Source organism: Rhizobium sp. L51/94, assembly GCF_019355555.1.
GTDB lineage: Bacteria > Pseudomonadota > Alphaproteobacteria > Rhizobiales > Rhizobiaceae > Rhizobium > Rhizobium rhododendri.
Genome location: NZ_CP072141.1, coordinates 2,728,342 through 2,753,393, shown reverse-complemented (window position 1 = coordinate 2,753,393; position 25,052 = coordinate 2,728,342). Strand labels below are relative to the sequence as shown.

The 25,052-nt window shown below is 62.3% G+C and carries 23 protein-coding genes; 12 read left to right on the top strand and 11 right to left on the bottom strand.

Translation table 11 applies throughout. The annotated features are described in order from the left end of the window. Positions 1-140: 140 nt before the first annotated feature. Positions 141-770: a DUF922 domain-containing Zn-dependent protease gene (locus J5274_RS13555; RefSeq protein ID WP_142822880.1), complete on the bottom strand. Its 630-nt coding sequence runs from the start codon at positions 768-770 to the stop codon at positions 141-143. 110 nt (positions 771-880) lie between these two features. On the opposite strand from J5274_RS13555, the gene folP reads away from it, so the two are divergent. From folP to folK, 3 genes are read left to right on the top strand one after another with little or no spacing between them, the layout of a single operon-like run. Continuing rightward, positions 881-1,732, top strand: a complete 852-nt coding sequence (folP, locus tag J5274_RS13550; protein ID WP_224127696.1) for a dihydropteroate synthase — start codon at positions 881-883, stop codon at positions 1,730-1,732. After that, complete coding sequence (folB, locus tag J5274_RS13545; RefSeq protein ID WP_142822878.1) at positions 1,729-2,097, top strand: dihydroneopterin aldolase; 369 nt, start codon at positions 1,729-1,731, stop codon at positions 2,095-2,097. The genes folP and folB overlap by 4 nt, the downstream gene beginning before the upstream one ends. Continuing rightward, complete coding sequence (gene folK, locus J5274_RS13540) at positions 2,090-2,608, top strand: 2-amino-4-hydroxy-6-hydroxymethyldihydropteridine diphosphokinase (RefSeq protein WP_224127693.1); 519 nt, start codon at positions 2,090-2,092, stop codon at positions 2,606-2,608. Before folB ends, folK begins: the two co-directional genes overlap by 8 nt. A gap of 75 nt (positions 2,609-2,683) precedes the next feature. Here folK and J5274_RS13535 read toward each other — a convergent pair whose 3' ends face one another. From J5274_RS13535 to J5274_RS13520, 4 genes are all read right to left on the bottom strand, one after another. Beyond that, on the bottom strand, positions 2,684-3,235 hold the full coding sequence (locus J5274_RS13535; protein ID WP_111221855.1) for a hypothetical protein: 552 nt from the start codon (positions 3,233-3,235) through the stop codon (positions 2,684-2,686). 103 nt (positions 3,236-3,338) lie between these two features. Beyond that, positions 3,339-4,415: a YcjF family protein gene (locus J5274_RS13530; RefSeq protein ID WP_142822876.1), complete on the bottom strand. Its 1,077-nt coding sequence runs from the start codon at positions 4,413-4,415 to the stop codon at positions 3,339-3,341. Then, positions 4,412-5,887 carry a YcjX family protein gene (locus tag J5274_RS13525; protein WP_142822875.1) on the bottom strand — a complete coding sequence of 492 codons (1,476 nt, stop codon included), beginning with the start codon at positions 5,885-5,887 and terminating at the stop codon, positions 4,412-4,414. Before J5274_RS13525 ends, J5274_RS13530 begins: the two co-directional genes overlap by 4 nt. 79 nt (positions 5,888-5,966) lie before the next feature. Next, positions 5,967-6,476 (bottom strand): histidine phosphatase family protein, encoded by a 510-nt coding sequence (locus J5274_RS13520; RefSeq protein ID WP_142822873.1) that lies wholly within the window; start codon positions 6,474-6,476, stop codon positions 5,967-5,969. 281 nt (positions 6,477-6,757) lie between these two features. Between J5274_RS13520 and dksA the strand changes: the two genes are divergently transcribed. Further along, entirely contained in the window at positions 6,758-7,177 is a 420-nt protein-coding gene (dksA, locus tag J5274_RS13515) for an RNA polymerase-binding protein DksA (protein WP_142822871.1), read from the top strand. 92 nt (positions 7,178-7,269) lie between these two features. On the opposite strand, the gene J5274_RS13510 is transcribed toward dksA, so the two are convergent. Continuing rightward, a complete protein-coding gene (locus J5274_RS13510) occupies positions 7,270-8,370 on the bottom strand; it encodes a flagellar biosynthetic protein FliO (protein WP_219274635.1) in 1,101 nt (366 codons plus the stop codon). A gap of 333 nt (positions 8,371-8,703) precedes the next feature. Here J5274_RS13510 and cckA point away from each other — a divergent pair, with 333 nt between their 5' ends. After that, positions 8,704-11,310, top strand: coding sequence for a cell cycle histidine kinase CckA (gene cckA / locus J5274_RS13505; protein WP_142822868.1), 2,607 nt, complete (start codon positions 8,704-8,706; stop codon positions 11,308-11,310). Between the two features lie 17 nt (positions 11,311-11,327). Here the strand turns inward: cckA and J5274_RS13500 are convergent, their stop codons facing one another. The 3 genes from J5274_RS13500 to J5274_RS13490 all read right to left on the bottom strand — a co-directional run bounded on the left by J5274_RS13500 (position 11,328) and on the right by J5274_RS13490 (position 14,222). Next, positions 11,328-12,224, bottom strand: coding sequence for a DMT family transporter (locus J5274_RS13500; RefSeq protein ID WP_142822866.1), 897 nt, complete (start codon positions 12,222-12,224; stop codon positions 11,328-11,330). An 80-nt stretch (positions 12,225-12,304) separates the two neighbouring features. Further along, a complete protein-coding gene (locus J5274_RS13495; protein ID WP_142822864.1) occupies positions 12,305-13,231 on the bottom strand; it encodes a pseudouridine-5'-phosphate glycosidase in 927 nt (308 codons plus the stop codon). 46 nt (positions 13,232-13,277) lie between these two features. Then, complete coding sequence (locus J5274_RS13490; RefSeq protein WP_142822862.1) at positions 13,278-14,222, bottom strand: carbohydrate kinase family protein; 945 nt, start codon at positions 14,220-14,222, stop codon at positions 13,278-13,280. Positions 14,223-14,462: 240 nt separating this feature from the next. Between J5274_RS13490 and recA the strand changes: the two genes are divergently transcribed. Together recA and alaS are read left to right on the top strand one after the other, a co-directional pair. Beyond that, positions 14,463-15,551, top strand: a complete 1,089-nt coding sequence (gene recA / locus J5274_RS13485) for a recombinase RecA (protein ID WP_111221865.1) — start codon at positions 14,463-14,465, stop codon at positions 15,549-15,551. A gap of 163 nt (positions 15,552-15,714) precedes the next feature. Further along, positions 15,715-18,375, top strand: a complete 2,661-nt coding sequence (gene alaS / locus J5274_RS13480) for an alanine--tRNA ligase (protein ID WP_142822860.1) — start codon at positions 15,715-15,717, stop codon at positions 18,373-18,375. A 74-nt stretch (positions 18,376-18,449) separates the two neighbouring features. On the opposite strand, the gene J5274_RS13475 is transcribed toward alaS, so the two are convergent. Both J5274_RS13475 and J5274_RS13470 read right to left on the bottom strand, forming a co-directional pair. Beyond that, the gene (locus tag J5274_RS13475) at positions 18,450-18,896 is read right to left on the bottom strand and encodes a GNAT family N-acetyltransferase (RefSeq protein ID WP_142822858.1); all 447 of its coding nucleotides are present in this window, start codon (positions 18,894-18,896) and stop codon (positions 18,450-18,452) included. 78 nt (positions 18,897-18,974) lie between these two features. Then, positions 18,975-20,186: an NADP-dependent isocitrate dehydrogenase gene (locus tag J5274_RS13470; RefSeq protein ID WP_111221868.1), complete on the bottom strand. Its 1,212-nt coding sequence runs from the start codon at positions 20,184-20,186 to the stop codon at positions 18,975-18,977. Between the two features lie 229 nt (positions 20,187-20,415). On the opposite strand from J5274_RS13470, the gene J5274_RS13465 reads away from it, so the two are divergent. From J5274_RS13465 to J5274_RS13445, 5 genes are all read left to right on the top strand, one after another. Next, positions 20,416-20,958, top strand: a complete 543-nt coding sequence (locus tag J5274_RS13465) for a hypothetical protein (protein ID WP_142822857.1) — start codon at positions 20,416-20,418, stop codon at positions 20,956-20,958. A 45-nt stretch (positions 20,959-21,003) separates the two neighbouring features. Continuing rightward, a complete protein-coding gene (locus tag J5274_RS13460) occupies positions 21,004-23,016 on the top strand; it encodes an FUSC family protein (RefSeq protein WP_142822855.1) in 2,013 nt (670 codons plus the stop codon). 76 nt (positions 23,017-23,092) lie between these two features. Next, entirely contained in the window at positions 23,093-23,920 is an 828-nt protein-coding gene (locus tag J5274_RS13455; RefSeq protein WP_142822853.1) for an RNA methyltransferase, read from the top strand. Then, a complete protein-coding gene (murI, locus tag J5274_RS13450; protein ID WP_142822851.1) occupies positions 23,901-24,701 on the top strand; it encodes a glutamate racemase in 801 nt (266 codons plus the stop codon). The genes J5274_RS13455 and murI overlap by 20 nt, the downstream gene beginning before the upstream one ends. 40 nt (positions 24,702-24,741) lie before the next feature. Beyond that, a complete protein-coding gene (locus J5274_RS13445; protein WP_142822850.1) occupies positions 24,742-25,029 on the top strand; it encodes a HigA family addiction module antitoxin in 288 nt (95 codons plus the stop codon). Positions 25,030-25,052: the final 23 nt, after the last annotated feature.

Genomic DNA, 25,052 nt, shown 5'->3' with positions numbered 1-25,052 from the left:
TATACGTAAGATGATACTACATTACGGCTGTGGTAAAGCGTAAAGCCGGCTTTTCCCCTGCTATCTCAGCTACAGCGTGTCATATTTCGCACAGTTGCGGTGATCGACAGCGATTGTCGCGATTCTCTAAATATATGCTTTTAATCTATCTTTTCCGATTTTTCGCTGTGTCGTCGTTGCGCGAGGCGCTGCATGCGGATCTGGAAGTTTGTAGCCTCGACACGGTCGAACCGCGCCTGGTCCTGATCGTGCAGGACGGTATTGCGCACTGATTCGCCGCTGACCTTGTCTTGCAGCAGATCGCAGGTCCGCTCTGCTGGCAGCGAGAGGATGGCCTTCTCCAGGCTGCGCGCATGCAATCTCGCAATCTCGGCATGACGCTCCTCGTGGCGTTTGATGTCGGCCGATAGCCTGTCCCAGACAGCGGAAAGACGGGGCTGCGCGTGACGGCGATCCCGCCAGCGCGGCAGGATGACGACGATGTCAACCGTGACCCGGGCGCCGCCGATATGGCACCGGTCGCCGCTCTCAACATAAGTCGCCTGGCCACCGAAGCGGATGCGCGTTGCACCGGGATGGCGGCTGCTGGCGCCCATCGCCGCTGGGCCGCCGGCATTGAGCGCCTCGTCGAGTTCGTCGGCAGTGTCGCCGCTGATATCGAAATAAGAGAATGATTTATGCGCGACGACTTCCGCTTCTGCGCTCCGCAAGACGCCGCATGACAGCAAAACGGCGAGTGGGAGGCAAGCAAAGCGCGATGCAGTCGGCATTCGTGATCGGACCAGTTGAACTTCACGGAAGCTTGCGGCATAGCCACTGCGAGCGCAACATCGGGCGACGGTTTTTTTCAATTTCAACGGAGCGGACGTTCGTGATAGCGATGCGCGATAATATCTGGCATGTGGGCCATGGTCGTCGTCTTGATCTCAGCCGCAGCGCGATCATGGCGATCGTCAACATCACACCGGACTCCTTTTCAGACGGCGGCCGTTTCCAGTCCGTCGATGCGGCAGTCTCCCATGCGCTTGCCTGTGTCGCCGAGGGTGCTGACATCGTCGATATCGGCGGCGAATCGACGAGGCCGGGCGCCGAACCCGTCAGCGCGGCCGAAGAACAAGCTCGGGTGCTGCCGGTGATCGAAGCCCTGCGCGGCAACACCGAGGCGCTGATCTCCGTCGATACTTACAGGGCAGAGACGGCGCGGCTGGCAGTTGCCGCCGGAGCCCACATCGTCAACGACGTATTCGGGCTGCAGCGCGAACCGGACATTGCAGCACTTGCCGCCGAGAGCGGTGCCGGCCTCTGCATCATGCACACCGGTCGCGAACGCCAGAAGTTGGCGGATGTTATCGATGATCAGAGGGTGTTTCTCGAGCAATCGCTGGCAATTGCCGATGCTGCCGGGGTCGATCGCGGCAGGATCGTGCTCGATCCCGGCTTCGGTTTTGCCAAGGACGGCGATGAAAACCTGGAACTCATGCTGCGGTTTGCCGAGTTGAAGCGGTTCGACCTTCCGCTCCTCGCAGGCACATCGCGAAAGCGCTTCATCGGCCAGTTGACCGGACGGGAGGCCGAGGAGCGGGATGCGGGGACAGCTGCGACAACGGTGCTGCTCAGAATGCAGGGCGCAGCGATTTTCCGCGTGCATAATGTCGCAATCAACAGGGACGCACTTGCCGTCGTCAATGCTATGCTGGAGATGCAGGCGAAATCAGGAATAAAAACATCATGAGCGGTATCTACACCATCACCCTGCAGAACTGTGCATTCTTTGCCCGCCACGGCGTACACGACGAGGAGGAGTTTCTCGGGCAACGGTTCTTCGTCGACGCCGAACTCGACGTTGCCGCCGGCGAGGCGCTGGTGACGGATTCGATCGACGGCACCGTCAACTACGGCGTCGCCTTCACCGTCATCGAGGAAATCGTCACCGGCAAGCGTCGCTACCTGATCGAGGCGCTGGCGCTCGACGTGGCCAAGGGCCTGTGCGAAAAGTTTCCGCAGATCAAGCGCGTCAGGGTGACCGTCCGCAAGCCGAACGCACCTGTCCCGGGCGTTCTCGACTACGTTCAAGTGAGCATCGAGCACTTTGCCTGAGACTGATTTCTCCACCGCAATGCTCGGTCTTGGCGGCAATATTGCCGATCCGGTCCGGGCGATGGCCACGGCCCTGCAGGCCCTCGACCAGCGCGCCGATTGCAGCATCGTCGCGGTGTCGAAACTCTACCGCACGCCGCCTTGGGGGAAGACGGATCAGGCGTTCTTTTTCAACGCCTGCGCAGCGATCAGGACCTCGCTTCCACCAGAGACTTTGCTCGACGTCTGTCTCGATATCGAGCGCGGCATGAAGCGGGAGCGGATCGAGCGCTGGGGACCCCGGACGATCGACATCGATATCCTCACCTACGGGGCTGTCATGCTCGATACCGCAAAGCTGCAAATCCCGCACGCCCGCATGACCGAGCGCGGGTTCGTGCTGATGCCGCTAGCGGATATTGCAGCAGATCTGGTGGTGGCTGGAAACACCGTTACGGCGTGGCTTGCAAACGCCGACATCGGCGGCATCGAAGTAGCGGATGCAGATAGCGGCTGGTGGCAACGCAGCTAGCCAGCAAAAAGGCCGAGCAACAGCCCGGCCTTTTGAAAACTCCCGGCCTTTTAAAAACTCAACGTATGACAACGATTATTTGATGGCGCCGACGGTCATGGTGTCGACAGCCTCGCGCTTCAGGCTGAGGCCGATGACTGGGACCATCTGCTCGTCGACCTTGACCGAAATCGTCACGTTCATCGACTTGTCGTCCTGCAGGCGGGCGATCATGGCACCGTTCAGTTTCTGGCGGTTGAGGCCGACGACGACTGTGTTGTCGTTGACGGACCCCGAAGTTACGTCGAGGCCCTTGCCGGCGGCGCCGTCCAGGAACTTGCCGTTATAGGTGCTGCCGCTCTGTGTGATCTCGGCAGACATCGGCTGCTGGAAGACGCCGACGCGGCAGGTACCGTCGAGCTTGACGCCTGTCGCGGATCCCTGGCTTGGCGTGCCGATCAGATTGCAGGTGAATTTGGTGCCCTTGTATTTGCCGGCAACAATCTCGCCCGGACCGCGCCATGCGCCGGACACCGACTGGAAGAAAGCCTTGTCGCGGGACGAGGCATTGGCCGATTGCGCCCAGTCGACGACGGAGAGGGCCATGACGGCGAGGCCGCATACAACAATAAACTTACGCGAAAACATGGGCTTTCCTTGGCAAAGGTGTACCGGAAACTAAGCTCCGACTTTGCCTCAGAATGGTTAACGGCTGGTTTCTTTTGGGGTGCGGGCCTTAAAGAATGGCCTGTCAGGGCTGTCTTTTGGCCGCGCCGGGCGAGAGGTCGCCGATGAAGTCGCCAATGCCCGGGCGCTTGAGCGCCCTGAATGGCAGAGGACGGCAGAGATCCATCGCGGCAATACCGATGCGGGCCGTCATCAGCCCGTTGACAACACCTTCACCGAGCCGGGCCGACAGTTTCGAGGCCAGTCCATGGCCGACGATCTGCTGGACGAGGCCGTCGCCGACGGCAATGGAGCCGGTGACAGCCAGATGGGCAACGACATCGCGCATCAGTTTAAGCATGCCCAGTGTTCCCGGACGGCCGCCATAGAGGTCGGCCATAGCGCGCACCATGCGGGTGGATTCGAAAAGCACGTAGAGCAGGTCGACGATCGCACGCGGGCTGACGGCGGTGACGACCGAGACGCGCTTGGAGGCGGTAAGGATCAGCGCCCGTGCGTCGCGGTCCAGCGGACCCAGCAGTTCGCGCTCCGCAAGCGAAATCAGGCCCGGCGTATCGATGATATCGCCTTCCGTCGCCTTTAGTGCGGCGCGGCCCCTGGCTGTCGCAGGCTTGGTGGCAAACAGCGTCGACAGCCGATCCACCAGCGCCCGCGCTCGCGCCGGCTTTGCCTCCAGCGCGGCAGCCTCCGCGTCGGCGCGGATGGCGTGTACCGTTGCCAGCCGCATCATGCCGGCGATTTCGCGGACGACCATTCCGATCACCGCGAGGATGCCGATGCCAAGCACGGTCAACGCCGTGTAGCCCAGCCAGTCGGCGCGGGTGAAGAGATTGCGGATCAGCTCATCCGTCCACAGTCCGAAGGCGAGCGAAAGGAGGATGCCGAACGCACTGAGCGCCACCTTGGCAAAGGAAAAGCGCCGGCGGGGCTTGAGGCTCGGCAGCGTACCCTCGAGAGACGACGACGGATTTAGGAAGGGATCCTCCTCGTCAGGGGTCAGGATAACATCTGCATCGAAGCTTTGCGGACGGCGGGCGGGCATTGCCTGACGGGCATCGGCCTGCGGCTGTTCCGGCTCCATCGAGAAGGCTGCCGGACTGCGTGAGGAATGCGGCGGATCGTTTTCGATCTGTGGGGTCATGCGAGGCGGTCTCCGAACAGGAACTGCATGGCGCGGTCGAGCCGGATGTGCGGCACCGAGAGAACCACGCCGGTCGGCGAACGGTCGAGCAGCGGCGGCCGGAAGCGCACGACGTTGACATCCGGCAGCGGACCGGGATGGCTCTCGGTGCCGGGAAGCGCGAACAGTTGCTGCGGATCGAGCGGCAGGTCGCCGGGGAAGACGGCGGTATTGCGGACACCATCGAAGACGTCGCCATTGATCGTCTCGCCGGCAATGGGCGTTCCGACGATCACCGGGAGCACCTGTCCGTCGCGCGTCACCGTCGCCTCGCGGGTGGCCCGGATCGAGGCCAGCGCCATGACGTCGATGCCGGCACCGGTCATGCCGATCTGCTGGGTTGCCCTCTCGACGAGACGGCGGGTGAGGGCCTCCAGCCGGTCGTGGCTCTCATGGTGAAGATGGTCGGCCTTGGTGGCGGCAACCAGCACCCGGTCGATGCGACGGCCGACAAAGGAGGAGAGGAAGCTGTTCGTGCCGGGGCGGAAACAGGCCAGCACGTCGGCCAGCGCCCGCTCGAGGTCCTGGATCGCCTCGGGGCCGCGATTGATGGCCTGCAGGGCATCGACAAGGACGATCTGCCGGTCGAGCCGGGCGAAGTGTTCGCGGAAGAACGGCTTGACGACCACAGACTTGTAGGCCTCGTAACGCCGCTCCATCATCGCCCACAATGAGCCCTTTCCAGCCTTGCCGGGCGCAGGTGTCGGCAAAGGTGCAAAGGTCAACGCCGGCGATCCGTCGAGATCGCCTGGGAGTAGGAAACGTCCGGGTGGCAAGGTAGAGAGCGAGCGCTCATCCGATTTGCAGGCGCGAAGGTAGGCGGTGAACGCCTGGGCCAGGTCGCGGGCGCGCATTTCGTCGGCTGGAGACGCCGCATCCGTGGAGGCGGAGAGTGCCAGCCACTCCCGGGACAATTCGGCGCGGACGCCGGTTTGCGCCAAAGCCAGCGTCTCGTCGCTGAAGGTTTGGTAGTCCTTGGCGAGCAGCGGCAGATCGAGCAGCCACTCGCCGGGGTAATCGACGATATCGATCGACAGACGACCGGGGGAGAAAATCCGGTTCCAGCCGCTGGCACTCTGGTATTCCAGGGTAATCCGCAATTCGGAAATGGCACGCGTCGAGTCCGGCCAGATGCGGTCCTTCACCAGCGCCCGGATGTGGTCTTCGTACTGGAAGCGAGGGACCGCATCGTCGGGCTGCTGCTCGAGGCGCACGGCCGAGATGCGCCCGGACTGCATGGCCTCGAACAGCGGCAGGCGGCCTCCGTTCAGGAGGTTATGGACGAGCGAGGAAATGAAAACCGTCTTGCCCGCGCGCGACAGGCCCGTCACGCCGAGGCGAATGGTCGGATTGACGAGATTGGCAGCCCGGTCGGCGATATTGTCAAAGGCAATCAGCGCGTCGTCGGTGAAGGAAGTGAGGCTCGGCGGCAAAGCGGCATCCCTGCATTGAAGTCAATCGCAATATAGGGAGCGCTGCCGTGAAAAGAAGCAGCCTCCTGCCGCTCGCCGTCTATTCGCGAATGAAATCGCTGAGAATCCAGGTCGCCGTCGATCCGTCTGGACCCTGGATGGCGTCGAGGACTGCGAATCCCGCTGTCGGAAAGCCGCCGGGCAGGGATTTCTGCATCGCCTCATGGCCGATCAGGGCCTCCAGTACCTGCGAGATTATCGGATTGTGGCCGACCAGCATGATCGAGTCGCCGCCGGCCTGGGCCGACAGGATGTCCAGATAGGTCTCCTGCGAGGCGTCATAGAGCCCGTCCACATACTGGACCTCGGTGGTGGCGCCGATGGCGCGCTTGAAGGCATCCGTGGTCTGGCGGCAGCGCAACGCGGTCGAAGCAACCACCAGATCCGGCCTGTAGCCCTTGTCCGCAGCCTTGCCGGCGACGATTTCTGCCTGCGCAAAACCGTTGTCATTCAGCGCCCGGTCAAAGTCGCGCTCGCCCGGCTGCGCCTGCGCTGCCTCGGCGTGTCGCAGCAGGTAGATGCGGGACGGTGGCGGCAAAATACGGGTCATGGGGGTCAGTTCCATCGTGAAGTTTATCGATCGACCTTGCGTTCGCGACGCCCATCCGTCAACCGCGACATCCCAAGCAACGGCGAAAACAAAGCTTGGTCCACAGAAGCCTTATAGCTTCGGCTCAAAAGCTTCGCCAAAATAAATGATGAAAAATTAGACCTTTAGCCGTTTTTTATGACAGATTTAAAAATCCGATCAGCGGCTGTATTAGGCTTGAACCGGCACGGTCGCTTGCTGTATACCCCGCGCCATATGAGATGTTCTTCAGGAGAATCGCGTTGAGTGAGAAGATCGATCTTAGCAGCTACGTTCCCTCGGAAGACGAGGAGTTCATGAATGTACGGCAGAAGGCTTATTTCCGGTCCAAGTTGGTTGTCTGGAAAACCGATATCCTGAGAGAAGCGCGTGAAACGCTTGAGCATCTCGCTGAGGAAAGCGCCAATCACCCCGATCTCGCAGACCGTGCTTCATCCGAAACGGACCGGGCCATCGAGCTTCGTGCAAGGGACCGCCAGCGCAAGCTGATTTCCAAGATCGATGCAGCCCTTTCTCGCATCGACGACGGAACCTACGGTTACTGCGAGGAAACCGGCGAGCCGATCGGCCTCAAGCGCCTCGACGCCCGCCCGATTGCCACCCTGTCCATCGAAGCGCAGGAACGCCATGAGCGTCGCGAAAAAGTCTACCGCGACGAATAGGGATCAAGCGATCCAAATCTGTTAAGAAGGCACGACCCGCAACGGTCGTGCCTTTTGTTTTTTCAGCATCGGGTCGTCGTCAGGCCCACGCTTTATTTCTCGCGGTTGACGCTCATTTCCCCGAAGATGCGGGCAACTTCCTTCTGCAGGGCAGCGTCACCGCCGGTGATCGGCGCCATGTCGGGATCGCGGCGCTGCTGCGGCGGAACGGGCTCTGGACGTGGCGTCGGCTCGGGGCGGACGGCGGGCGGCGGTGCTATCGGCTGGACGATGCGCTCTGCCGTCAGGTTGTTGGTCATTTCCGCTTCGAGGACGCTTTCGAAATCGCTGCCGAGTTTTTTGGGTTGCGCGACCGCAGGTGCCGGGACCTCGTAGGATTCGCTGTAAGCATCCTGCGCGAGCATCGGCGCTGGGGCGGGAGGTTCTGCCTCGCGCGCAGGTGCCTGCCTGTTGTCCCTTGAGTGTTCCGTGGGCAGGACACGGCTGCGGGCGGCATCGAGAATATCGGCGGCGTCCAACTCCGCCTGTCGTTCGAAGACAACCGGTTCCACAGGCGGTGCCTGGACGGGGGCTGCAGCCGCAAGCGGGCGCTCGTCTCTCGGAGCCACAGAGGCGGCTTCGACTTCCGGTGCAGGCGCTGGCGCTGGCGCTGGCGGCGCGAACTGCTGCCTCGGCTCCGGCGCTGCCATCGGCGACGACACTGCGGGAGCCGGTCGTTCGATCTCGGTCGTTGTGACCGGCGGTGCGGGTGGCGGGGATGAGAGAGCAGCGGGCTCCCGGCGCCGACCGACGATAGGCGACGGTTCCGTCGAGGCTTCGAGTTGCCGTGGGGCCGGGTCCGGAGCCGTGATTGTTTGGACGGGCGGGGCGCTGGCGATGGGCTGGGCGGGCGCCGCAATCCTCGATGTATCGCCGATGCCGCTTTCGATGACGATATCGGTGGGGCCGCCGATCATGACGAGATGCTCGACGCCGTCGCGGCGGATGAGGACGATCCGGCGTCTTGCGTCGATGGCTGCGGCATCCAAAACCTGCAGCCGCTGCTGGCGACCCTTGCCGCCGCGCACGAATGGCGAGGGCGCCCGGTTGCGCACCAGCCACAAGATGGCGACCAGCACGAGAAGGGCCACCGCTACGCCGCCGGCGGCGACGAACAGGCGGCTGCCATAGGTTCCAGCGATCTCGTCCAGCATAGTTTCGATACTCCGATTTCAACGTTTACGTCATCTGGCGTGCGGCCCTGAAGCCGCAAGATTAGGCTTGTGTCAGGCGGCAATCATTGGGACAGGATCCCTGCCTAAACAAGATGTCATTGGCCATTCTGTGATGCCGGCACCCAAAATACCGTCGATGCCCGCATTCTGAACGATATTCTGAAGAAAGCTGGCGCAGTTCCTTGTGAATTCAAGCCTTTCTCCACCAAGGGCCGCTTTTTGCCGATGCCGCAACTTGCTAAGAAGGTCAAAGTCCTGATTCCAAATCCGTCAACACATTGACGGAATGCGGCGCGGGCCAACGAGGGGTTCATGACCAAGCTGCGTCAGTCCGACGAGTATAGCGTGCCGCTGGTCGATCGCGGGGTTCGTTCCGGTATCGTGCTTCGGATCATTCTTCTGGCGCTGGTGCTGATCGCAGCGGCGGCGGCATTCGTCGTGTTCAAGAACGAGCTCGACAACGAGATCGTGCTCGGCGCGCTCGGAATCCTCGCCATGGTCGGGATCTTCTTCCTGGTTTCGTCGATCATCGGTTTCGTCGAGGTGATGCCGCAGACCCAGTCCGACAGTCTTGCGCGCTCGTTCCTGGACAGCCAGCCCGACGGCACGCTGATCACCGACGACAAGGGCCGTATCGTCTACGCCAATCTCGCCTATGGCAAGCTGACCGGCGCCAGCAAGACCACCGAGGTCCAGTCGCTCGACACGTTGCTGTCGCGCAACCGCGAATCCAACCAGGCTCTTTACCGCCTGTCGAACGAGTTGCGCGAAGGCAAGGAAGGCAGCGAGGAATTCCGGCTGATGAAGCCGCTCGGTCCCGTCGGCTCCAGCGGCTCCGGCGCGCATTGGTACCGCCTAAAAGCCCGCCTGCTGCCACCGGGCCAGGGGCGCGGCAAGCCGTTGCACATATGGCAGATTACCGACATCACCTCGGAGCGCGACGACCAGGAGCGTTTCTTCAAGGAATTGCAGAACGCCATCGATTATCTCGACCATGCACCGGCCGGTTTCTTCTCGGCCGGACGAAAGGGCGAGATCTTCTATCTCAATGCGACGCTGGCGGAATGGCTGGGTCTCGATCTTACAAAGTTTACGCCGGGATCGATCACCGTCGGCGACCTCGTGGCCGGCGAGGGGCTCGCCCTGATCCAGTCCGTGCAAGCAGAGCCCGGCTTGAAGAAGACCGTTACCCTCGATCTCGACCTGCGCAAGGGCAACGGCCAGAGCCTGCCGGCCCGTCTGGTGCACAGCGTCACCTCCATGCGTGACGGTGCCCCCGGCGAAAGCCGGACGATCGTTCTCGGCCGCCAGAAGGATGATGACGACGACCAGTCGGCCTCGGTTGCGGCGATGCGCTTCACCCGCTTTTTCAACAATACGCCGATGGCGATTGCTTCCGTCGACGGGACAGGGCGTATCCTTCGCACCAACGCACCGTTCCTGAAGTTGTTTTCCAACGTGGTTTCGCGCGACGATATCGAGCGCGGCGCGACGCTGGAGACGATCTTCAGCGAAAGCGAGCGGCCGCTGCTGGCGCAGGCATTTGCCGCTGCCAAGGACAGGCAGGGCGATATTCCGTCGATCGATTCCCGCAACCCGAAGGATGAGACACGGCATTTCCGCTTCTACATCAATGCGGTCATCGAGCAGAGCGACGAGGCGCCGGAAGAGGCTGCCATCGTCTACGCCGTCGAGGTGACGGAGCAGAAGGCGCTCGAGGCGCAAATGGCGCAGACGCAGAAGATGAATGCCGTGGGTACGCTTGCCGGCGGCATCGCCCATGACTTCAACAATGTGCTGACCGCGATCCTGCTGTCGTCCGACCATCTGCTGCTGCAGGCGCGGCCGGCCGACGCAAGCTTTGCCGACCTGATGGAGATCAAGCGCAACGCCAACCGCGCGGCCGTGCTCGTGCGCCAGTTGCTGGCCTTCTCGCGCAAGCAGACGATGCGCCCGACGATCATCAACCTGACCGATGTCATCGGCGATCTCCGGATGCTCGTCGAGCGGCTGCTCTCGGGCACCCGCGTCAAGCTGGAGGTCGATTACGGGCGCGATCTCTGGCCGGTGAAAACGGATCTTTCGCAATTCGAGCAGGTGCTGATCAACCTCTGCGTCAACGCCCGCGATGCAATGCCGGACGGCGGTACGCTGCTGCTGCGCACCCGCAATGTCGCAGCGGACGACATGGCGGCCTTCAACTCTGCCTATCTGCCGAACGAAGACATGGTGCTGGTGGAAGTCACCGATAACGGCACTGGCATCGCGCCTGAAATCATGGACAAGATCTTCGAGCCGTTCTTCACCACCAAGGATGTCGGCAAGGGCACGGGTCTCGGGCTCGCCATGGTCTACGGCATCGTCAAGCAGTCGGGCGGTTACATCCAGCCCGATTCCGAGGTGGGAAGGGGCACCACTTTCCGCGTTTTCCTGCCGCGTCACGTGATGGATATCCTGTTGCCCGGCGAAAGCCCGCAGGAAGCGCCGCATGCGCCACCGATGGGCGAGGGCGCCGCACTTGCAGACGTCGAGCAGGCAGACCTCACCGGCAAATCGGCTGTCGTGCTTCTGGTCGAGGACGAGGAGGCCGTGCGGCGCGGCGGCAAGAGGATGCTGGAAACGCGCGGCTACACCGTGCATGAGGCTGGGTCCGGCGTCGAGGCGCTGGAAATTCTCGAGGAACTCGAAGGCAAGGTCGATGTCGTCGTCTCCGACGTGGTGATGCCGGAAATGGATGGGCCGACGCTGCTGCGCGAATTGCGCAAGATCTATCCGGATATGAAGTTCATCTTCGTCTCGGGCTATGCCGAGGATGCGTTTGCGCGCAACCTGCCGGCGGATTCGAAGTTCGGCTTCCTGCCGAAGCCGTTTTCGCTGAAACAACTGGCTGTCGCCGTTCGCGAGATGCTGGACAGCTGATCGGCAAGCGTGACGGTTCAGCCGCGTCGGGCGATCAGGATGCCGGCCAGCACGATGGCGCCACCGATGGCCTGCAGCGGGCCGATGCTCTCACTCAGCAGCGCCCAGGCCAGTAAGGCGGCGACCACCGGCTGCAGCAACAACGTCAGCGATGAGAATGCGGCCGGCAGGTAGGCGAGCGCATAGGTGATCGCCACCTGGCCGCCGGCATGGCTGATGAAGGCCAGCCCGATCAGCATGAGCCAGCCGAACAGGCTTGGTGGCAGCATGACGCCCTCGATCATGAGGGCCACCGGGAAAAGACAGATGGTTGCGGCGGCCGTGCTCCAGACCATGATCTGCAGCGTGTCGAACCGGGTTCTGAGCCTGCCGATCACCAGAATATATCCGGCGTAGAACAGCGCTGCGACTGTTGCCAGGCCATCTCCCCTGAGATCGCCGTTGGCAAGACCGGAAAGGCCGCCCTTCAGGGTGACGATGCCGACCAGCGCCGTTGCCAGCCCGAGCAGGAAAAGTGTGGTGATCCGGGCGCCGAGGAACAGCCAGCCGATGGCTGCGACGAAAATCGGCGCCAGATTGGCAAGCAGCGTCGCATTGGCAACGGATGTCATGTGGATGGAGAGGTGCCAGGTGACGAGATCCGTGGCGAGGAACAGCCCCGGCAGGACCAGCATCAAGCATTCCGACAGGTTACGCGGTTGAACAGCGGACTTCCGGCGGCTGGCGAGTGAGACGAGAAGTAGCGGCAGGAGCGCCAGCGCCACACGCCAGAACGCCGTGGCAAGCGGACCCACCTCAGACAGGCGTACGAAAATCGGTGAGCCACCGATGGCAGCGCCGCCAAGTATCAGGGCTGCCAGCGGTATGCGGCTGTCGCGTGGCCCTGCGTCGGCTAGAGGTAAGATATCTGGCACGGGAGGTTTCCTGCTAGCGTCCTGAAACGAAAAACCGCGCCGGAGACCGGCGCGGCAGCTTCGGTGCGCGACGTTTCTGCTTAATCCGCCAGAGCGACGGCGATTTCGGCAGCGAGCCGTGCATTGTTTTCGACCAGCGCGATGTTGGTTTTCAGGCTGCGGCCACCAGTGATGTCGAAGATCGTGCTGAGCAGGTAGGGCGTGACGGCCTTGCCGACCACTTCCTCGCGCTCGGCGCTGTCGAGCGCGCGCTCGATGTAGATCTCCATTTCCTCGCGCTCGATCTGGTCTTCCTCCGGCACGGGATTGGCAACCAGCATGCCGCCATCGATACCCAGCTGCTCGCGCATAGTCTGGAAATTGGCGATTGCCGCCGGGCTGTTCAGCGTCAGCGGGCTTGGCAGGCCGGAGGCACGCGACCAGAAGGCAGGGAATTCCGGGCTGCCGAAGGTGACGACGGGAACACCACGGGTCTCCAGGACTTCCAGCGTCTTCGGGATATCGAGGATTGCCTTGGCGCCGGCGCAGACAACGATGACGCCGGTACGTGCCAGCTCCTCGAGGTCGGCCGAGATATCGAAGCTGGTCTCGGCGCCGCGATGCACACCACCGATGCCGCCGGTGGCAAACACCTTGATGCCAGCCCGGGCTGCCGCAATCATCGTGGCTGCAACCGTGGTTGCCCCGGTGCGGCGCTCCGCAATTGCAAAGGCTAGGTCGGCGCGCGATACTTTCATCGCGTCCGTGGTCTGGGCGAGGCTCTCGAGCTCGGCCGGTTCAAGACCGATGTGCAACGTTCCGTGGATGACAGCAATGGTGGCCGGGACGGCGCCTTCCTCGCGGATGATCGCCTCGACGCTGCGGGCCATGTCGATGTTGCCGGGATAGGGCATGCCATGGGTGATGATCGTCGATTCGAGCGCGACGATCGGTGCGCCGCGTGCCTTGGCAGCGGCAACTTCGCTTGAATAGGAGATCGGCAACAGCGCGGAAAATGGTTTGGTCATGGTCTTGTCCACCTGAATTTGCGGGTTTGATGGGCGGGATGGGGCTTCATGACAGTATTTTGGGCGCGCCGACAAGGGCGAGAACCTGACGAAGATGCTCCGGCGACAGATTAGCGGCCGTTGCAAACGGCGACTGAACCGTGATTGCGGCCGCTGCAGCGCCGTGGCGCACCGCCTCGGCGAGATCGAGACCGTCCATCAGCGCCGAAAGCACCCCGGCCGCTAGCGAATCGCCGGCGCCAGTGACGTCGGCGACGTCGTCCACAGCTGGAGGCTCCAAGGTGAGGGTGATGCGGCCGTCAAAGGCGACGAGAGGCTGCTGCCCTCGCGTGATGACGCCACCCTTGAGACCAAGGGCCTGCAACTGGCTCACCCACTGCAGCGGATCGTCCGGCCTGCTGCCGGTGAGGGCTGCGGCTTCCGACTGGTTGAGAAACAGATAGTCGATATCGGCAAGGCAGGGTTTGAGGCGCACGACCTTGGCCGGGGAGATGGCAATGGCTGCCAGCGGCTTGCCGAGATCGACCGCCTTGCGGGCAATCGCAGCCAGTGTTTCGGCCGGCAGATTGGCGTCGAAGAGAATGAGGTCCGCCGATGCGAATGAATCGCGGATGGCGCGGATCAGCAGGCGGCGAGGGCTGAAGAGCTTGTAGAGCTCCATATCGGCCAACGCGATGACCAGGTTTCCGTCTTTTTCGATGATCGCCGTGTAGCTCGGCGTCGTGCGATCGAGAAAGACGAACGGGCGGTCGTCGACGCCAGCCTCGCGGGCGGCGGCCGCCACCATGTCGCCAAGAGCATCGCCGCCGCGAGGCGAGATCATCCGCACGTCATGGTGAAGCCGGGCGAGATTGCGGGCCGCATTGAAGCCGCCGCCGCCCGGTTCCTCGAACCAAGCGCCCGGATTGCTGGCGCCTGGATCGGTCTCTCCGAAGATGCGGCCACGCCTGTCGATGTGAGCGCCGCCGAGCACGAGAATTTGCTTAGACATACCCAGCCCCGGTCATTTCGAAAGAGCCGAATCGACCCGCATTTGCAAACCCCAGAAAGCCTGCTGAGGATCGCCTAAGTCTTTGCGGCAAAAAAGGAAAACAAATATAGAACAAAGGTCATTTTACCTTTTTGTTTCAATTATTTGAAGGCCCCTTGCGGAACCGGAACAAATCAAGTACAAAAACGACATCAACTGCTTCATTGCCTGTGCGGCTTCAATAACCTAAAGGTGGATCTCATGTCACAGAATAGTTTGCGGCTCGTAGAGGAAAAATCGGTGGACAAAAGCAAGGCGCTCGAAGCCGCACTCTCTCAGATCGAGAGGGCATTCGGCAAGGGCTCGATCATGAAGCTCGGCTCGAATGAAAGCATCGTCGAGATCGAGACAGTATCCACGGGCTCCTTGAGCCTCGATATCGCACTTGGCATCGGTGGATTGCCGAAGGGGCGTATCGTCGAGATCTATGGACCGGAAAGCTCGGGCAAGACGACGCTGGCGCTGCAGACCATTGCCGAAGCCCAGAAAAAGGGCGGCATCTGCGCCTTCGTCGACGCCGAACATGCGCTCGACCCGGTCTATGCCCGCAAGCTCGGCGTCGATCTCCAGAACCTCCTGATCTCGCAGCCCGACACCGGCGAGCAGGCTCTCGAAATCACAGACACGCTGGTACGCTCCGGCGCCATCGACGTTCTGGTCATCGACTCCGTTGCGGCCTTGACGCCGCGAGCTGAAATCGAAGGCGAAATGGGCGACAGCCTGCCAGGCCTGCAAGCACGCCTGATGAGCCAGGCGCTGCGCAAGCTGACCGCGTCGATCTCGAAGTCGAACACGATGGTCATCTTCATCAACCAGATCCGCATGAAGATCGGCGTGATGTTCGGGTCGCCGGAAACGACGACCGGCGGTAACGCGCTGAAATTCTACGCCTCGGTCCGCCTCGACATCCGCCGCATCGGTGCGGTCAAGGATCGCGAAGAGGTCATCGGCAACCAGACGCGCGTCAAGGTCGTCAAGAACAAGATGGCGCCTCCCTTCAAGCAGGTCGAGTTCGACATCATGTATGGCGAAGGCGTCTCGAAGACCGGCGAACTCGTCGATCTCGGCGTCAAGGCCGGCATCGTCGAGAAGTCCGGTGCCTGGTTCTCCTATAACAGCCAGCGCCTCGGGCAGGGTCGCGAGAACGCCAAGATCTTCCTGCGCGACAATCCGGAACTGGCAAAGGAGATCGAGACGATGCTGCGCCAGAGTGCCGGCCTGATCGCCGACAAGCTGCTGGTGAACGGCGGTCCCGATGCCAACGACGGCGACGTTGCCGCCGATATGTAACGGTACCGGCCGCAAGGTCGAAGGGTAAGTTCAAGCTGTCGGCCGCACGTCTTTCGGGATGTGCGACCGCTTTCGTTCGTGCGGCTGGACAGGATCGAGAGCGAGCGATAAAAGCCAGTGGATTTTGTATGGGGACTGCCGACGGCAGCGATAAGGGCATAGCATGAGCGGCGTAAATGAAATCCGGTCGACCTTCCTCGACTACTTCAAGACGAATGGGCACGAGATCGTTCCGTCGAGCCCGCTCGTGCCGCGCAATGATCCGACGCTGATGTTCACCAACGCCGGCATGGTGCAGTTCAAGAACGTTTTCACGGGGCTGGAACAGCGCCCTTACAAGACTGCGTCCTCGGCACAGAAATGTGTGCGCGCCGGCGGCAAGCACAACGACCTCGACAATGTCGGCTACACCGCCCGCCATCACACCTTCTTCGAGATGCTCGGCAATTTCTCGTTCGGCGATTATTTCAAGGAGCAGGCCATCGAGCTTGCCTGGAACCTGATCACCAAGGAATTCGATATCGACGCCAAGCGCTTGCTGGTGACGGTCTACCACACGGACGACGATGCCTTTAACCTCTGGAAGAAGATCGCCGGCCTGTCCGACGACCGCATCATCCGCATTCCGACCAGCGACAACTTCTGGGCGATGGGCGATACCGGCCCTTGCGGTCCTTGTTCGGAAATCTTCTACGATCATGGCGACCATATCTGGGGTGGGCCTCCCGGTTCCGCCGACGAAGACGGCGACCGGTTCATCGAGATCTGGAACCTCGTCTTCATGCAGTTCGAGCAGCTTTCAAAGGACGAGCGGGTCGACCTGCCGCGTCCGTCGATCGACACCGGCATGGGCCTCGAGCGCGTGGCGGCGCTGCTGCAGGGCAAGCACGACAATTACGACATCGATCTTTTCCGGGCGCTGATCGAGGCCTCCGAGGAAGCAACCGGAGTGATGGCTATCGGCGATAACCGGGCCAGCCACCGGGTCATCGCCGATCACCTGCGCTCGTCGGCCTTCCTGATTGCCGACGGCGTGCTGCCGTCAAACGAAGGTCGCGGCTATGTGCTGCGTCGGATCATGCGCCGCGCCATGCGCCATGCTCAGCTGCTCGGTGCCCGCGATCCGCTGATGTACAAGCTGCTGCCGACGCTGGTGCAGGAAATGGGCCGCGCCTATCCGGAGCTGGTGCGGGCGGAATCGCTGATTTCGGAAACGCTGAAGCTCGAGGAAAACCGCTTCCACAAGACCCTCGACCGTGGTCTGTCACTGCTGTCCGACGCCACCGCCACCATGGGCAAGGGCGATATGCTCGATGGCGAGACGGCCTTCAAGCTGTACGACACCTACGGCTTCCCGCTTGACCTGACGCAGGATGCGCTGCGCGAGCGCGGCATCGCCGTCGACGTCGGCAGCTTTACCGATGCGATGGCCCGCCAGAAGGCCGAGGCCCGCTCCCATTGGTCCGGCTCCGGCGACAAGGCGACGGAGACCGTCTGGTTCGAACTGAAGGACAAGAACGGCGCGACGGAATTCCTGGGCTACGACACCGAGACCGCTGAAGGCGTAATCCAGGCGATCGTCCGCGATGGCGTATCTCTAGACAGCGCTGCCGAGGGCGAGACGGTGCAGATCGTCGTCAACCAGACGCCTTTCTACGCCGAGTCCGGCGGCCAGATGGGCGATACGGGCGTGATTGCCGGCGAGGGCGTCAAGCTGACCGTGTCCGATACGCAGAAGCGCGGCGATGGGTTGTTTGCCCATGTGGCGACCGTCGCAACCGGCACGATCAAGATCGGCGACCCCGTTGTGCTGACGGTCGATCATGATCGCCGCGGCCGGCTGCGCGCCAATCATTCCGCGACCCATCTGCTGCACGAGGCGCTGCGCGAGGTGCTTGGCACCCATGTCGCTCAGAAGGGTTCACTGGTGGCGCCAGAGCGCCTTCGCTTCGATGTCTCGCATCCGAAACCTATGTCGGTCGAGGAACTGAAGGTCGTCGAGGAAATGGCCAACGAGATCGTGCTGCAGAATGCGCCTGTGTCGACGCGGCTTATGAGCGTCGACGATGCGATTGCAGAAGGCGCCATGGCGTTGTTCGGCGAAAAATACGGCGATGAGGTCCGTGTCGTGTCGATGGGTACGGCGGTGCGCGGCGAGAAGGCTGCCAAGCCCTATTCGATCGAACTCTGCGGCGGAACGCATGTGACGGCGACCGGCCAGATCGGCCTGATCCGGGTGCTCTCGGAGAGCGCCGTCGGCGCCGGCGTGCGCCGTATCGAGGCCGTCACGGGCGTTTCGGCCCGCGATTATCTGGCCGAGCAGGATGACCGTGTCAAAGCTCTGGCAGCAGCGCTGAAGGTGCAGCCTGCCGAGGTCGTCACCCGCGTCGAAGCCTTGATGGACGAGCGCCGCAAGCTGGAGCGCGAGCTCACGGATGCCAAGCGCAAGCTTGCAATGGGCGGCGGGCAGAGCGATGGCGCCGATGCAGTGCGCGATATCGGCGGCGTCAAATTCCTCGGAAGGGCTATCGGCGGCGTCGATCCGAAGGATCTGAAGGGCATGGCGGACGAAGGCAAGACTAGCATCGGCTCCGGCGTCGTCGTGCTCGTCGGCGTCTCCGAGGATGGCAAGGCGAGCGCCGTGGTGGCGGTGACCGAAGATCTGGTCGCCCGTTTCAGCGCGGTCGATCTGGTTCGCACCGCGTCTGCGGCGCTTGGCGGCAAGGGCGGCGGCGGCAGGCCAGACATGGCGCAGGCCGGCGGTCCCGATGGCTCCAAGGCCGACGAGGCGATCGAGGCCGTTGCAGCAGCACTCGCCGTCTGACAGGTGCTGAGATTTTAAGATTTGGAATGGCGGGAGCGATCAGCTTCCGCCATTTTTCGTTTTACAATGGCTTGCTATAGGGCCTTGCGATACTGGATGAAGCCGGATCGTGCCGCGACGTGGTCGTAGAGGCGCTGGGCAGCGGTATTGGTTTCGTGGGTCATCCAGTAGAGGCGACCGGCGTTATTGGCCCGGGCAAGGTCCGCCACCGCCTCGATAAGGGCTGCACCCGTGCCCTTGCCGCGTTGATCGCGCTCGACATAGAGGTCCTGCAGATAGCAGGTCCATTCCGGCATCCACGTCGAGCGGTGGAAGATGGCGTGGACGATGCCCACCAGCCGGCCAAAGTCATCGAAAGCGCCGAGCGCCTGCATATGCTCGTTTGGGTCATGAAATCGCGCCCATGTCCGGTTTGTCGTTTCCGGCGGGAGCTCGACCTCGTAGAAGCGCTGGTAGGCTTGCCAGAGCGGCTCCCAGGCGGTGCGGTCGTCAAGCTTCAGCGGACGAATGGTGTTGGTCATCGGATCCGGTCTCCGGCCTGCAGATATGGAAACGGCGGGGAAGTCCCCGCCGTCCGCCGATCACATTAAGATAATGGCTTATGCCATTGCCTTCTGGAGATTTTCATCGACCTTGTCGAGGAAGGCAGTCGTCGACAGCCAGGGCTGGTCGGGGCCGATGAGCAGGGCCAGATCCTTGGTCATGAAGCCGCTTTCGACCGTGTCGACGCAGACGGTTTCGAGCGTCGCTGCAAACTTTGCGAGCGCTGCGTTGTCGTCGAGCTTGGCGCGGTGAGCGAGGCCACGTGTCCAGGCGAAGATCGAGGCGATCGAGTTCGTCGATGTCTCCTGTCCCTTCTGGTGCTGGCGGTAGTGGCGGGTCACGGTGCCGTGGGCTGCTTCTGCTTCCACGGTCTGGCCGTCTGGCGACAGCAGCACCGAGGTCATCAGGCCGAGCGAGCCAAAGCCTTGGGCGACGATGTCGGACTGGACGTCGCCGTCGTAGTTCTTGCAAGCCCAGACATAACCGCCGGACCACTTGAGAGCCGAGGCGACCATGTCGTCGATCAGGCGGTGCTCGTAGGTGATCTTCAGGGCATCGAACTGGGTCTTGAATTCAGCGTCGAAGACTTCCTGGAAGATATCCTTGAAGCGACCGTCATAGGCTTTCAGGATGGTGTTCTTGGTCGACAGATAGACGGGCCACTTGCGCATCAGGCCGTAGTTCAGCGAAGCGCGGGCGAAATCGCGGATCGATTCGTCGAGGTTGTACATGGCCAGAGCCACGCCGGCGCCCGGTGCGTCGTAGACTTCCTTCTCGATGACGGCGCCGTCTTCGCCGACGAACTTGATCGACAGCTTGCCCTTGCCCGGGAATTTGAAGTCGGTGGCCTTGTACTGGTCGCCGAAGGCGTGACGGCCGACGACGATCGGCTTGGTCCAGCCGGGAACGAGGCGCGGCACGTTTTCGCAGATGATCGGCTCGCGGAAGATGACGCCGCCGAGGATGTTGCGGATCGTGCCGTTCGGCGACTTCCACATCTGCTTCAGGTTGAATTCCTTGACGCGGTCTTCGTCCGGAGTGATCGTCGCGCACTTGATTCCGACGCCGTATTTCTTGATGGCGTGGGCTGCGTCGATCGTCACCTGGTCGTTCGTGGCGTCGCGATTTTCGACCGACAGATCGTAATACTGGATGTCGAGGTCGAGGTAGGGAAGGATGAGCTTATCCTTGATCAACTGCCAGATGATGCGGGTCATCTCGTCGCCGTCGAGATCGACGACGGGGTTTGCAACCTTGATCTTTTCCATATATCTGCCTCGTTCTGCTTATGGCCGGGCGGCCCGGTGTGTTGGACTTGAAGTCTCGAGCGCTATAGCACCGCGGGGCGCCGAGGCAAAGCCGGGAAGGGCGCAGAATTCGCCTTTTTGCGCGTCAAATCTGCCCGGCCAATCACCGCTTTTCTAGTGCGAGGCGCTTGTAAGGCTCGCCGATATAGCCGATTTTACAACGATATTTTGTGTGTTTACGGACATTGCCATGCCCCGATCGCTGCCTGCATACCTCATCGCCGCCCTTGTGTTGATCCAGGCGCCCGGCGCCTTCGCCGCAGATCCTGCCGTTTCTCCGGTGAAGACCATCATGGATGCGACGGTAGCCAACTGGGCCGGGGGCGACGGCGACTGGCAGGACATATTCGATGCGTCGCACCTGCGGCAGCTGTTCAGCGCCGATTTCATCCGTGGCTACCAGGCCGCCCAGAATTATCCGGCGACGGAAGACGGCATCTCGCCGTTCGACTACGACGTCATTGTCGGCAGCCAGGATGCCTGTCCGCTCGAGAACGTGACGATCGTTCCCGGGGCTGTATCGGGCGGCAAGACCGAGGTGGTGGCGCGGTTCCAGAAGTCGCGCTGCATGGGCGCCGACGACGCTGCAGCGTCTGACGCCTTCACGGAAGTTCGCTTCGAGGTTCTGACCGAAGGCGGAAAACTGGTGGTCGACGACATCCTGACGACGGACGACAATGGTAAGCCGAGTTCCCTCAAGGCTGCCATGCAGGATATCGCCAAGCAGCCGTAGCCTGACGCCACAGGCTGGCGATGCGTTTAACGACGAAGGATCCTGATGCACATCGCCCATCGGTTTCGTGATTGGCTGGCCGCCAACGACCCGGCATTTTCGCGGCTGCGACAGGCCTCGCGGGTGACGCTGACCGTGGTGCTATCATTCAGCATTCTCTTCGTCATCCATTCAACGATCGTGCCGCTGCCCGATGTCGCCTATGCACTCGGGATACTCCTGTCGATCCAGGGCGGCTTCACCGTGCGCGACAAGCGTCCTTCGGAACAGTTGGTGACACGGCTGATCGGCTGCCTGGCCAGCGTGCTGGCCGTCATACTGGCAGCGCTGCTCGCGGACCATCGCTACATCAGCGATGTCGCCTTCCTCGCCATCATCTTTGCCGCAAGCTGGGTGAGGGCCCTCGGCGTGCGCTGGAATGCGGTGGGCATGTTCGCCTTTATGTCCTATTTCATGGGTGCCTATTTCCAGCCCAGGCTGGGTGAGATGCCGCTGGTGGCGATCGGCTCGGTGGTCTCGTCGCTGGTCGCCCACGGCGTGCGATCCGTCCTGCTGCCGGACGACTGGCGCAAGGACCTGCTGCGGGCGCTGGAGAGCGTGCTCGGCCGGGTCAACCAGATGCTGATCGAACTTGCGGTCAGCGTCCGCGACGGTCGGATTTCGGAAGCCGAGCATCGCGCGCTGCTCCAGGCTGAGGAGCGGCTGAAGGACGTCGTACTGATGGCGGAGAGCTTCATTCCCAAGCCGTCCGACGATGCACCCGCCGTCGATACCCCGGCGAGCGGTACCCTCGCCAGCGATACACCGGCCGTGGATATCTCCATGCGTCTGTTCGACGTCCATCTGGCGGCGGAAAGCGCCATCATGATGAGCCAGAGCGCCGTGCCGAGCTTTGCGCTGGTGCACGCCGTTATTGCCCATGACGACGCCCTGCTAGAGCGCGAGACCGATGGCTTCGAGACGATGGCGGACAAGCGCAGTTCCGAGACGATGCGGGCGATGATCTGGCTCCGGGACGCCCGCGATGCGCTGACGGAAACCCTGTCTCTCGGCCGCATGACGGGTTTCAGCGATATCGCCGGCGGGAATGGCGCGCGCACGGTCATCAAGTGGCCAAGACTATCGCTCGACGATGCCGCCATGCGATCGGCACTGCAGATCACGCTGGCCACCGGCATCGCCATGGTCTTCGGTCTGCTGTTGTCCCGCGAGCGCTGGTTCTGGGCGGTGCTAACGGCGTTCCTGGTGTTCACCAACACCAATTCGCGCGGCGATACGGCTGTGAAGGCGTTTCAGCGCTCGATGGGCACCGTGCTGGGGATTGCCGTCGGCATGGCCTTGGCGCTGGTGGTAGCGGGCCATACCGCCATTGCCATCTTGCTTTCGGTCGTGTCGATCTTTCTCGGCTTCTACTTTATCCAAGTGTCCTACGGGGCCATGACCTTCTTCATCTCCATCGTTCTATGTTTGGTCTACGGCATGACGGGCGCGCTGACGCTACAGGTGCTGCAACTACGTATCGGAGAAACAATCATCGGCGCGACGGCCGGTGCGGCGGTTGCCTTCCTGGTCTTTCCAGCGAAGACGCGAGGCGTGCTGGATGGGGCGCTGGTCAAGTGGTTCGATGCGCTCCGGGCCTTGCTAGATGCCGCCGGCGGAAGCGGTCCGGGCCTGGAGCTGATCCGCCTGTCGCAAAACCTCGATGCCGCCTACCGCGACGTCACCACCGCGGCCAAGCCCCTCGGCCAGTCCTGGAGCCTGGTGCGCAAACCGGGCAATGTGCGCCAGACGCTGGCAATTCTGATGGCCTGCACCTACTGGGCCCGGGTCTTTGCCCGCAATATCGCCTTTTCTCGCGACGATCCGGATGGTGAGATCGCGCTGAATGTGTCTGAGAACCTTCAGCGGCTGAATGCTATCTCAGGCAGGGGCTCGGAGTGCTTCTTCGTCGACCGCAAGTCGGCGCGGGCGACCGGGCGCCATCTGCCGCTGTCGCGCGGCGGCATGCGGCTCGGCATCGAGATGGTCGGATCGATGCTCGATCGGCTTTATCCATGAGCCGGGGCTTGCCGTTCCGGGCCTTCGCGGGTATTTCCGGCAGCAATTTCGCCACTGCGGCGCATCGAGGATAGTCATGTCAGGAACAAACAGCGAAAAGCCGTTGCTGGCCGAGGGGCCGGTCATCATACTGGTCGAGCCGCAGATGGGCGAGAATATCGGCATGGTGGCGCGCGCCATGGCGAATTTCGGCCTTGCCGAACTGCGTCTCGTAAACCCGCGCGACGGATGGCCGAACGAAAAGGCGACTGCCGCTGCCTCAAATGCCAGTCATGTCATTGAGGCGACGCGCGTATTTCCGACCCTGGAAGAAGCTATTGCCGATCTTCATTTCGTGTATGCCACGACGGCCCGCGAGCGCTACGGCTACAAGCCTGTCCGCTCGCCTGTCGTGGCTGCGGAGACACTGCGGGGGCGTTTTGTCGCCGGCGAGCGCTGCGGCGTTCTGTTCGGGCGCGAGCGCTGGGGTCTCAGCAACGAGGAAGTGGCGTTGGCCGACGAGATCGTCACTTTCCCGGTCAATCCCGCTTTTGCCTCGCTGAACATCGCCCAGGCCGTGCTGCTGATGTCCTATGAGTGGATGAAGTCCGGCATGGAGGACCTGAGCGTCACCAGCTTTGCCGCCAATCCGCAGCGCCCATCGACGAAATCGCAGCTTCAGGGGCTGTTCGACCATGTCGAGGAAGCGCTGAGCGCGCGGAATTATTTTCATCCCATCGAAAAAAAGCCGAAGATGGTCGACAATCTCCGGGCTGTGTTTTCGCGGCAAGGGTTCACCGAGCAGGAGATCAGTGTCATGCGTGGCGTGATCTCGTCGCTGGATCGCTTTCCGCGGAACGTGTCCCGCGCCGAACCGCGCAATGCCGCCAAGGAAAAACCCGTCGATGACAGCGCCGACGACTGAGCCCAAGCCGATCCTGGTCTTCGATTCGGGCATCGGCGGCCTGACCGTGTTGCGCGAGGCGCGGGTGCTGATGCCGGAGCGCGGCTTCGTCTATGTAGCCGACGATGCCGGCTTCCCCTATGGCGGCTGGGAAGAGCAGCCGCTGAAAGACCGCATCATCTCGCTCTTCGCTCGACTGCTGGCCGAATACGATCCCGAGATCTGCATCATTGCCTGCAACACCGCCTTCACGCTGGCTGGCGCCGATCTGCGCGCCGCCTTTCCTGACATGACGTTCGTTGGCACCGTGCCAGCCATCAAACCGGCGGCCGAGCGGACCCGCTCCGGCCTCGTCTCGGTGCTGGCGACGCCTGGAACCGTCAAGCGCGCCTATACCCGCGACCTGATCCAGTCGTTTGCCGCCCAGTGCCATGTCCGCCTCGTCGGCTCGGAAAACCTGGCGCGGATGGCGGAAGCTTATATCCGGGGCGAACCGGTCTCCGACGAAGCCGTGCTGCAGGAGATCGGCCAATGCTTCGTGGAAAAGGAGGGTCGCAAGACCGACATCGTCGTGCTCGCCTGCACCCACTATCCGTTCATGGCCAACCTCTTCCGTCGCCTGGCACCCTGGCCGGTCGACTGGCTCGACCCCGCCGAGGCCATCGCCCGCCGCGCCCGCAGCCTCGTGCCTGTCCTCGCCGATGCCGTTCACCCGGAAGCGGACGACTTCGCGGTGTTCACCTCGGGCAATCCGGATTTTGCGACGCGGCGACTGATGCAGGGGTTTGGGCTGAGGGCTTAGTGTGCTGTTATGGAGCGCGTATAACCAAGAGGTCCCCGACATGATGAAATCTCCTCCTCATCCCGGAGAATTGTTGCGACAGGATTTCCTTCTGCCATTGGGGCTTCCCGTTACCGAGGCTGCCGAGCGCCTGAAGATTTCACGCGTATCGTTGTCGCGCGTTCTGAATGGCCGAGCAGCCATAAGCCCGGATCTCGCAGTCCGGCTGGAAATGGCCGGCGTCAGCAAGGCGCGCTTCTGGCTGGGGCTTCAATGCAATTACGATCTGGCGCAAGCCTTGAAGCGCGATCATCCAGCGGTGAGGCCATTGGACGACAAGGCCGCATGAGAGGCTGTGGCCCGCACTGAACG

What these genes read in the sequence shown, in the direction of transcription:
- J5274_RS13535 (WP_111221855.1), bottom strand. Translation starts at nt 3,235, where the DNA reads ATGTTTTCGCGTAAGTTTATTGTTGTATGCGGCCTCGCCGTCATGGCC.
- J5274_RS13555 (WP_142822880.1), bottom strand. Translation starts at nt 770, where the DNA reads ATGCCGACTGCATCGCGCTTTGCTTGCCTCCCACTCGCCGTTTTGCTG.
- J5274_RS13455 (WP_142822853.1), top strand. Translation starts at nt 23,093, where the DNA reads ATGTCAGGAACAAACAGCGAAAAGCCGTTGCTGGCCGAGGGGCCGGTC.
- folP (WP_224127696.1), top strand. Translation starts at nt 881, where the DNA reads ATGCGCGATAATATCTGGCATGTGGGCCATGGTCGTCGTCTTGATCTC.
- J5274_RS13445 (WP_142822850.1), top strand. Translation starts at nt 24,742, where the DNA reads ATGATGAAATCTCCTCCTCATCCCGGAGAATTGTTGCGACAGGATTTC.
- J5274_RS13495 (WP_142822864.1), bottom strand. Translation starts at nt 13,231, where the DNA reads ATGACCAAACCATTTTCCGCGCTGTTGCCGATCTCCTATTCAAGCGAA.
- alaS (WP_142822860.1), top strand. Translation starts at nt 15,715, where the DNA reads ATGAGCGGCGTAAATGAAATCCGGTCGACCTTCCTCGACTACTTCAAG.
- murI (WP_142822851.1), top strand. Translation starts at nt 23,901, where the DNA reads ATGACAGCGCCGACGACTGAGCCCAAGCCGATCCTGGTCTTCGATTCG.
- J5274_RS13460 (WP_142822855.1), top strand. Translation starts at nt 21,004, where the DNA reads ATGCACATCGCCCATCGGTTTCGTGATTGGCTGGCCGCCAACGACCCG.
- J5274_RS13475 (WP_142822858.1), bottom strand. Translation starts at nt 18,896, where the DNA reads ATGACCAACACCATTCGTCCGCTGAAGCTTGACGACCGCACCGCCTGG.
- J5274_RS13510 (WP_219274635.1), bottom strand. Translation starts at nt 8,370, where the DNA reads ATGCTGGACGAGATCGCTGGAACCTATGGCAGCCGCCTGTTCGTCGCC.
- J5274_RS13490 (WP_142822862.1), bottom strand. Translation starts at nt 14,222, where the DNA reads ATGTCTAAGCAAATTCTCGTGCTCGGCGGCGCTCACATCGACAGGCGT.
- J5274_RS13530 (WP_142822876.1), bottom strand. Translation starts at nt 4,415, where the DNA reads ATGACCCCACAGATCGAAAACGATCCGCCGCATTCCTCACGCAGTCCG.
- folB (WP_142822878.1), top strand. Translation starts at nt 1,729, where the DNA reads ATGAGCGGTATCTACACCATCACCCTGCAGAACTGTGCATTCTTTGCC.
- cckA (WP_142822868.1), top strand. Translation starts at nt 8,704, where the DNA reads ATGACCAAGCTGCGTCAGTCCGACGAGTATAGCGTGCCGCTGGTCGAT.
- J5274_RS13470 (WP_111221868.1), bottom strand. Translation starts at nt 20,186, where the DNA reads ATGGAAAAGATCAAGGTTGCAAACCCCGTCGTCGATCTCGACGGCGAC.
- recA (WP_111221865.1), top strand. Translation starts at nt 14,463, where the DNA reads ATGTCACAGAATAGTTTGCGGCTCGTAGAGGAAAAATCGGTGGACAAA.
- J5274_RS13465 (WP_142822857.1), top strand. Translation starts at nt 20,416, where the DNA reads ATGCCCCGATCGCTGCCTGCATACCTCATCGCCGCCCTTGTGTTGATC.
- J5274_RS13520 (WP_142822873.1), bottom strand. Translation starts at nt 6,476, where the DNA reads ATGACCCGTATTTTGCCGCCACCGTCCCGCATCTACCTGCTGCGACAC.